General features: G+C 40.2%; 5 protein-coding genes. 3 read left to right on the top strand and 2 right to left on the bottom strand.

Annotated elements, in window-relative coordinates:
• Positions 1–266: 266 nt before the first annotated feature.
• Entirely contained in the window at positions 267–1,511 is a 1,245-nt protein-coding gene (pepT, locus tag HYU69_15525; GenBank protein MBI2271750.1) for a peptidase T, read from the bottom strand.
• A 112-nt stretch (positions 1,512–1,623) separates the two neighbouring features.
• On the opposite strand from pepT, the gene HYU69_15520 reads away from it, so the two are divergent.
• Positions 1,624–3,234, top strand: a complete 1,611-nt coding sequence (locus tag HYU69_15520; protein ID MBI2271749.1) for a peptide chain release factor 3 — start codon at positions 1,624–1,626, stop codon at positions 3,232–3,234.
• On the opposite strand, the gene HYU69_15515 is transcribed toward HYU69_15520, so the two are convergent.
• Positions 3,235–4,785 carry a hypothetical protein gene (locus HYU69_15515; protein ID MBI2271748.1) on the bottom strand — a complete coding sequence of 517 codons (1,551 nt, stop codon included), beginning with the start codon at positions 4,783–4,785 and terminating at the stop codon, positions 3,235–3,237.
• 249 nt (positions 4,786–5,034) lie between these two features.
• Between HYU69_15515 and HYU69_15510 the strand changes: the two genes are divergently transcribed.
• Together HYU69_15510 and HYU69_15505 are read left to right on the top strand one after the other, a co-directional pair.
• The gene (locus tag HYU69_15510; protein ID MBI2271747.1) at positions 5,035–5,247 is read left to right on the top strand and encodes a hypothetical protein; all 213 of its coding nucleotides are present in this window, start codon (positions 5,035–5,037) and stop codon (positions 5,245–5,247) included.
• A 25-nt stretch (positions 5,248–5,272) separates the two neighbouring features.
• On the top strand, positions 5,273–9,226 hold the full coding sequence (locus tag HYU69_15505) for an SBBP repeat-containing protein (protein ID MBI2271746.1): 3,954 nt from the start codon (positions 5,273–5,275) through the stop codon (positions 9,224–9,226).
• The last annotated feature ends 7 nt before the right edge of the window (positions 9,227–9,233 follow it).

Genomic DNA, 9,233 nt, shown 5'->3' with positions numbered 1-9,233 from the left:
CAAAATTTGTATGTTTGTAGTCATAGGGGGGATGTTTGGTTACATCAAAGAACAGAGGAATCTGTTCTTTAACCCCCTATAATTCATAAAGTTATCATCCAACTTAATGACATTGCCCTTTCAGGGTTGGAGGCTTTTCTCCCCCCCCCTTATAACCCCCGATTGTATCGGGGGTTATTTATATTCAAGCCCTTCGGGCTTATTGCAATAAACTATTACTCTTAACTTAATGACATTGCGCTTTGAGCGATGTCATCCCTATGATTTCAGGAGCGCTCTTCCCATATGGAGCAGAGGTGAATAATAGTTTCAACAGCCTTTTGCATATCCTGTACCGATACCCATTCAAGTTTGGAATGAAATGAATGTTCTCCGGCAAAGATGTTTGGGCAGGGAAGTCCCATGAACGAAAGGCGTGAGCCGTCAGTACCACCGCGAATACTTGAGCGAACAGGCTGTAAACCTGTTCTACGGATAGCCTCCAAAGCGAAATCAACAACCTGCGGGTGTTTATCCAGTACCAGTTTCATGTTCCGGTACTGTTCTTTTACAGTGAATTCATATGTTGACCGTGAATATTTTTTTACAATTTTTTCTGTGATCTCTTTCAGAAGGCTTTCGTGTTTAACCAATCCTTCATTTGTAAAATCACGGATGATAAAATTGATCACTACCTTTTCAATAAGGCCGTTTACACTTACAGGATGTATGAATCCCTGCATCTTTTCGGTTGTTTCGGGCGACAGGCAGTCTTTCGGTAATTCGTCGATCAGCTCTGCGGCAATTTTAATGGCGCTTTGCATTTTGTCTTTCGCGAAACCGGGGTGAGTGCTTACTCCGGTTATGGTTATTGTAACTGCATCAGCCGAAAAGGTCTCATCTTCGAGGTGTCCCGCCGATTCTCCGTCCATTGTATAACAATAGTCTGCCCCAAGCTTTTTCAGATCAACTTTGTCTACGCCACGGCCGATCTCTTCGTCGGGGGTGAACAGTATTTTTATGGTTCCATGTTTTACTTCAGGATGGCTCATGAAAAAGTGGGCTGCATCCATTATTTCGGCGAGTCCTGCCTTATTATCGGCTCCCAGCAGGGTGGTGCCATCGGTAGTTATAATGTCATTGCCGATCTGATCTTTTAACGCAGTGTGTTCAGCCGCACGAATGATCTGTGTTTTATCGTTCGGCAATGCAATATCCTTTCCATCGTATTTTTTATGAATCACCGGATTCACATTTTTTCCGCTGCAATCGGGCGATGTATCCATGTGTGAGCAAAAGCAAATGACCGGAACTTTTTTAGTTGTGTTGGATGGTATTGTCGCATACACATAACAATGATCATCCATGTGAGCATCTGTAAGCCCGATCTCTAGTAATTCTTTCACCAATAACCGGCCCAGGTCCTTTTGCTTTTCAGTTGAGGGATAGGTATTGGAGTTGGGATCCGATTGGGTGTCGATCTTTACGTAACGTAAAAAGCGATCAGTGACTGTGTAGTTGATTTTTAGCATATACTTTATGTTATAAATTAGTTTTTCCAGGGATTAAAACAACTATATAAAGATAAAATTTAAACGGAACAGCTGAAACTTTTGATACTTTTGTCAGCAATTAACAAGTAGTATGAAAATAGCTGAGGAACTTAAGAAGAGGCGAACGTTTGCGATCATCAGTCACCCCGATGCAGGTAAAACCACACTTACCGAAAAGCTGCTCTTGTTTGGTGGTGCTATTCAGACCGCAGGTGCCGTTAAATCAAATAAAATAAAAAAGACTGCTACCTCGGATTTCATGGAGATCGAGAAGCAGAGGGGCATTTCAGTAGCCACGTCGGTAATGGTATTTAATTACAGCGGTGTGCAGGTTAATTTATTGGATACTCCTGGTCACAAAGATTTCGCTGAAGATACTTACCGCACCCTTACGGCGGTTGACAGTGTAATACTCGTGATAGACTGTGTGAAAGGTGTGGAGGAACAAACCGAGAAACTGATGAACGTGTGCCGGATGCGTAATACACCTGTGATCGTGTTTATAAATAAAATGGACCGGGAGGGCCGTGATCCGTTTGATCTGCTGGATGAACTGGAAGAGAAATTAAATATTAAGGTTCGACCTTTAAGTTGGCCAATTGGTATTGGTGCAAGGTTTAAAGGTGTTTATAATTTATATGAGAAAAATTTAAACCTGTTCAACGCGAGTAAAACCACAATTGATAGAAATATAGTCGGTATAAAAGACCTGGATGATAGAACACTCGATGAACAGGTAGGAGAGGAGCCGGCCAATAAACTGCGTGAAGATGTTGACCTGATAGAAGGTGTTTATGAGCCGTTTGATAACGAACCTTACCTGAAAGGAAGCCTTGCGCCTGTTTTTTTCGGCAGCGCGCTTAATAATTTTGGCGTGCAGGAATTGTTGGACACTTTTATACGTATTTCACCAACTCCTGCGGGACGGCAGGCTGATACACGTTTTGTGAACCCGGATGAAGACGCGTTCAGTGGTTTTGTGTTTAAGATACATGCCAACCTTGATCCACGCCACCGCGACAGGATAGCTTTTTTAAGGGTTTGTTCCGGAAGATTTGAAAGGAATAAATTTTTTCATCATGTACGTTTAAATAAAGACCTGAAGTTCAGCAGTCCGGTTACTTTTATGGCACAGGATAAGAACCTGATTGAAGAAGCGTATGCCGGAGATGTTGTAGGTTTGTATGATACAGGCAGTTTCAAGATAGGCGATACGTTGACCGAAGGTGAAAATTTTCTGTACCAGGGAGTGCCGAGTTTTTCGCCCGAACTATTTAAGGAGGTGGAGAACAAAGATCCGATGAAATCAAAACAGCTGGAAAAGGGATTAAGTCAGTTAACGGATGAAGGGGTTGCTCAGCTATTCACACAGCAGCCCGGTAACCGTAAAATAATAGGAACAGTTGGTGAGCTGCAGTTTGAAGTGATACAATACCGGTTGAAGAATGAATATAATGCCTCTTGTGAGTTCAGACCATTGAACTATTACAAAGCCTGCTGGGTTACATCCGATAACAAAGCCGCGCTGGAAGAGTTTTTACGATTAAAATCGAATTATATTGTAACAGACAAAGACAATAATTTTGTTTTTCTTGCACAATCGGAATGGATATTAGGTATGGCAAGGGAAAATCACCCGGATGTGCAGTTCCATTTCACCTCCGAGTTTAAGCGCGAGGCTACTGCTAAAGCGAAGGCCTGATCAAAATCTGATTTGTTTGTCTTTTTCCTGCAGAACATCTGCCAGAGGCTGGTTCTTAATCTTACTTTCTGTCCAGGCAATAAAGTCAAAATAGCTTAAAGCTTCTTTCTCAAAATCATCTTTCAGTAATTCTGTAAGCTGCGCTTTCAGTGTTTGAAATTCAGATACCTGGTCATTCAGATCATAGATCTTCGGGAATTTTTTTTCGAGAAATTTCAAGAGTATATGCTCGATTTGGTGCAAACGTTTTCGTTTTTTTAAATGATGGCGTGTTGCGTTGATCTGTGACAAGGCCAGATCATTGTTTTCAAGTTCGTAATTACTGATGATCGAAATGATTCGTGTTATGGCCTGGAGATCTTCCCGTATATCAACCGTAAACTCATTAAATATACGATTGGTCCAGACCAGGCATTTTTTGTAAGCTTTATGAGTGAAAAATAAAGTGACGATATTAAAATAAATAACAATTAAATTACTTCTCCGGATATATTTATAATGCTGCTGTAAATCAGTGTCAAAATTGGTGATATGTCTTTCGGCTCCTGAGAAATTTAATATACCTGAATCAATATTGATTAGATGTGAATAATAGAAGCCAAAGACCTTTGCTTTTGAGATCGGGCTAAGCTTGTATCCGGCTGAGATATTTTTAAACCCGGCTAATTGTGTCGCCGCTTCCTTAAATTTTTTTAACATAACCAGTCCCACTATGTAATTGTTGAGTGCAATGATATAGGCATCCGGGTCTTCGGCTATTTGATGAGGGTTACGCTTGAAATGATCTACCAGTTTAAGGGAGTAGATTAAAACACTCTTAAAATCACTCTTTATATAGGAATCGGTAGCTTTTAAATAATAGTATAAATGTTTTGAGAAAAAAGAGATCGCTAAATTTTCATTTGCGAAATAAGGAGAATTCCCCAGTTTTTCCATCCAATTATGATCCTCTGTTTTAGACCTTGAAACTCTTTGTTTATTTAAATGCAAAGCGGATTTTAACCAAAGCCAGTAATATTCCTTTTCCCTGTCAAGTTTAGAATAAATATCTCGTTCCTTATTTATGATCTGATTTTCTTCATCGGGTGAGAATCTGTGAAGTATCAATTTTTTTTTCCATGAATAGATCTCGGCGAGGAGTATTTCCTTCTCATATTTAATGCCTGCTTTCAATGCTTTATTTAATATTTTTTCACATTGAACGTATAATCCTTTATTATATAGAATTTGAACCTGGTTGATCTCTCTTCGGATTATAATTTCCACAGAAGATTCTGAGCAACTTTGTTCAAGACTTTTCAGGATATTGTTGTAGAGATAATTTTTAAACCCGGGTAATTGCTGCGGTTTAATATCATCAATTATTTCAAGCAATTCCGATTCGTTATAGAACTCCTGTTTGTTTATTATGTCAAATAACCGGAGGTATATGTGATCTTCTTTTTTTTCTTTTGGAACACTTTTTAAAACATAGGATTTGAATGAACGTTTTTCGTCCTTCGTCATGGAATGAATTAACTCATGGAGTGCGGTGGAGATCTTTCGGGCCATTATTAAAATTGGTGTTATTCAAATTTAATTCTTTTACTTTGCTCTTCTAAACAATTTTGATTTATTATTTTGAAAACTAATACAATTATTCTATTTAATTAATTGTAATACATATAGTTATATTAAAATCTGCGATATATGAATATGATAACTTTAGCTGTAATCAAATAATTGCTAAACAAATTAATTAAGAATATTTAATTGACTTGCCCTCTTTTCTTTCTTAATTTCACCCAAGACCATTGAATTATGATAAAAACGTATTCAATTAAGAAATTCGCAGCGGTTAAAATGATTCTGCTGTCAACTCTTACATCTGTGTATAAACGCTGCAGGTGGAACAAGACATGGCCTGATGGATATTTGAACAGGTATAAAAATCAACTTTGTTCGGGTAGTTATAGTGTAAATGTAAAAGACAAGAATGGGTGTAGTATTAATGTTACTTTGATATCACCATAAATTTTACGGAGATAATTTTATAATTATGAATAAGCAGCGGACTATTAATTCTATTTTTGTTTTTCTTTTGTTAAGCGGGAACAACTTTGCTCAGGTTAGTGCTGCATACGGATCATCTGACAACGAACAAGCGAAAACGATCACCCCCCTCCGTGGTAATGGCATCTCGTTCACTCCCAACAAAGGACAGGTTGCAGATGCTGCAGGCGATCTCCGGCCCGATGTATTGTATAAAGGTGAGGGAGGCGGTTCGGATATCTATATACGTAAAACAGGAATCAGTTATGTTCTTAGCAATGTGAATGAAGTAACAAAGGAAATAATTGAAAAAGCAGAGGAATCTGAAAAGCTGAATGATTCAAAAGTAAATACAGTTCAGAAGGTAAGAGAGTTATGGAAGGAGCACCAACTAAGGATACATCGTGTGGATATGGATTTTGTTGATGGTAATGCAAGACAGGAAGTAATAACTTACGATCAGTTGGAAGGGTATTCGAATTACTATTATGCTCATTGCCCGCAGGGTATCACGTATGTTAATTCATATAATGCCATAATGTTGAGAAATGTCTATAATGAAATTGATGTTAAATATTATGGCGGGAAAGAGAATGGTTTAAAATACGACATCGTTGTAAATCCGGGAGGTGATCCGGCTCAGATAAAATTAAAGTATACCGGTGTTCAAAATATAACATATTCCGAAGGCAAACTGACCATAAAGACAAGCGTTAATGATATAGAAGAATCTATACCTAAAGTATATCAAAATATCAACGGACATATTGTTAACATTGAAGCACAATATATTCTCGCAGAAGATTATTCATCATCTGCACCTAATGCCCAGCATTCATATTATATAACTTTTAAGTTGCTTTCTGATTATGACACCAGATTTCCTTTAATTATTGATCCATGGGCAACTTATTATTCCGGTCCGGGTTTGAGTAGTGGCAGCGGACTTGCCGCGGATGGATTGGGGAATGTGATCTTCACCGGACGACCCGGCAGCAATATAAACTTTCCGATTAGTGCCGGTGCCTTTCAGATCACAGGTGGAGGAAATGTGGATGCCTTTCTCGCAAAGTTTTCGATTAATGGCACCCGTATATTCGGTACATACTTTGGGGGGGCTAATAATGAAAGAGGATATGGGGTAGCCACGGATAAGAATAATGATATATTATTGTCCGGCAGCACAGCTTCTGGCAATTGTCCGGTTAAAAACCCTGGAGGAGGGGCATATGCCCAGGCATTTGGTGGCGGTACAGACGCATTTGTAGCCAAGTTTACTCCGGCAGGTCTTCTCACGTGGGCGGTTCTTTATGGTGGAAGTTCCACTGATGAAGGTTATGATGTGATAACAGATGCAGCAAACAATGTTATTGTTGTCGGGTACACGGAATCTTCCAACTTCCCTGTGTTATCTCCTTTTCAGGGTGCACTGAGCGGAACACAAGATGCTTTTGCTGTTAAGTTCAACAGTGGTTGTGTCAGGCAATGGGCAACTTATTTCGGAGGATCGGCTAATGATGATGCCGTGGGAGTGGCGAGTGATGGGGCGAGTAATATTTTTATTACCGGAGAGACATCTTCCAATAATTTGCCGCTTGCTGCCGCAGGTTTTCAGCCTGTCTTTGGAGGCGGTGTTGGTCTCCTCAGGGATGTTTACCTTGTAAAACTGAACGGTGTCACCGGCTTCCCGGCATGGTCTACATATTATGGTGGATCAGGGTATGATTGGGCTGCAGGGGTTGCAACCGATGCTGTAGGGAACTGTGTTATAACGGGTACAACCGCGTCAGCGAATAATATATCCAGTGTAGGTTCTAACCAGATGGCTTTGGCCGGGAGCAACGATGCATTCATTGCTAAATTCACTACTGCCGGTGCCCGGTTATGGGGTACTTATCATGGAGGACCCGCGGAGGAGGTTACGGGTAGTTGTGCTATTGATATCAAGGATAATATTTATTGGTATGGAGAGGTTGAGGATGACAAGCCTAATCCCAGCTGGATAAGTGTTTGTGCATACCAAAACACATACAATGGGACCGAAGATCATTTGATTTCAAAATTTGACCCTAATGGTAAACTCATTTGTACTACAGCTGTTGGAGGCCCTCTGGAAGAGGATTATGATGCGGGTGTGGTTTATCCTCATTATGATATAGCCGCATATGATCCATTTATATATATAACCGCTCATGTAAGAGGCGGTGGCTATCCTGTTTCTCCCGGAGCATTTCAAACCGCGTCCGGGTCCGGTGGCGGATTGGCGGAAGCGTTTGTTAATCAATTGTGCAGCAACATTTGTCAGCAAAAATTTCTTAATACAAATGCGACTGCCAGTCAAACTGTTATTTGTCCAAATGTTCCCATTTCTTTTACATCAACTGTAAATAATGCCTGTGATACAACAGATTTAAGATTTAAATGGACATTTACAGGTGCAAGCCCCAATACATCAACAATATCCAATCCTGTTATTACGTATGCTTCGCCTGGTTTTTACACTGTCAAATTGGTTGTTTCCACTCCATGTCAAAAGGATTCGGTATTAAAAACAAATTATATTATAGTAAATCCCTGTACGATCAATGCCGCCGCATCTAAAGCCACTATATGTTCCGGTTCCTGCTCAAATATTACCGCAACCGGCTCAAGCGGTACTTCACCTTATACATATAGCTGGAGTAGCGGCGGGACCTCTGCAACAATAAATGTCTGTCCGGTCACCACAACTGATTATACAGTAATGATAACAGATGCATTGGGCAATTATGCAGCAACAACAACTTCAATAACAGTTTACACTCCTTTAGTAGCAACTTCATCAAGTACCAATATTAGCTGTACAACCAGTGGAAGTGCTTCTGTTAATGTTTCAAGCGGGACAACTCCATATGTATACAGTTGGAGCAATGGTATTGTAACCGGGCCAACTTCTGCAGTTAATTCATCAATTTCGAACCTTATAGCCGGCGGCTATACATTAACCATCAGAGATAGCAATGGCTGCACGCAGACAAAAACATACAATATAACAGGTGTCAATCCTGTATCCGCCACATTTACATATCCCATGGTATGTTTAGGGGTACCTGTAACATTTACCAATACTGGTTCAACAGGAACATATAACTGGGTTATCTCTCCGATAACTCCGGCCAATGTAAGCGGTACAACTACCGACTTTTCCTATACCTTTTTAACTACCGGGACATATTCAATAAGCCACACAGTAACCAGTGCAGGTTGCAATAATACGGTTGTGCAAAACATTACAGTTACCAACTGTACGGGTCCTGTTGTAACCACAACCGGAAGTTCAATTTGCTCCGGATCTTGTGCCACCGTTACATCTAATGGTGCAGGAGGTAGTGGTCCATATACTTATTCCTGGAACAATGCCGCAACTACACAAAACATAAATCCTTGTCCGGTTTCAACTACCACTTACACCGTAACAATAACAGATGCCGGAGGAAATACATCTACTTCAACAGCGGTGGTTACTGTCAATCCGGGCGCAGATATAACGATCACAGCAACCAATATAACATGTAATGGAAGCGCGGATGGAGCAATTGCTGCCACCGGAACAAGTGGCATTTCTCCATATACTTATAATTGGAATAATGGACAAACCGTGGTCACAGCAACCGGTTTATCACCTGGTAGCTATACTGTAACTGTAACCGACAACAAAGGCTGTACATCCACATCATCAGCAACAATAATTTCACCTCCGGCTCTGATTGGACAATTTACAAAAGGAACAGCGAGCTGTACCGCTTGTGGCTGCAAACAGTGGATTATGATAAATGTCTCCGGGGGAACAGGTCCTTATTTATACTCCTGGCCCGATGGGTATGTTAACAGGTATAAAAATCAGCTTTGTCCGGGAGCATACATGGTGAATATTAAAGATAAAAATGGGTGTAGTATAAATACAACAATTACCGCTCCATAGAAAAAAA

The sequence above is a fragment of the Bacteroidota bacterium genome (genome assembly GCA_016183775.1).
Taxonomy (GTDB): Bacteria; Bacteroidota; Bacteroidia; order JABDFU01; family JABDFU01; genus JABDFU01.
Note: the sequence above shows the minus strand (reverse complement) of the source record. Positions and strands in the feature narration are given on the sequence as shown.

What these genes read in the sequence shown, in the direction of transcription:
- HYU69_15520 (MBI2271749.1), top strand. Translation starts at nt 1,624, where the DNA reads ATGAAAATAGCTGAGGAACTTAAGAAGAGGCGAACGTTTGCGATCATC.
- HYU69_15505 (MBI2271746.1), top strand. Translation starts at nt 5,273, where the DNA reads ATGAATAAGCAGCGGACTATTAATTCTATTTTTGTTTTTCTTTTGTTA.
- HYU69_15515 (MBI2271748.1), bottom strand. Translation starts at nt 4,785, where the DNA reads ATGGCCCGAAAGATCTCCACCGCACTCCATGAGTTAATTCATTCCATG.
- HYU69_15510 (MBI2271747.1), top strand. Translation starts at nt 5,035, where the DNA reads ATGATAAAAACGTATTCAATTAAGAAATTCGCAGCGGTTAAAATGATT.
- pepT (MBI2271750.1), bottom strand. Translation starts at nt 1,511, where the DNA reads ATGCTAAAAATCAACTACACAGTCACTGATCGCTTTTTACGTTACGTA.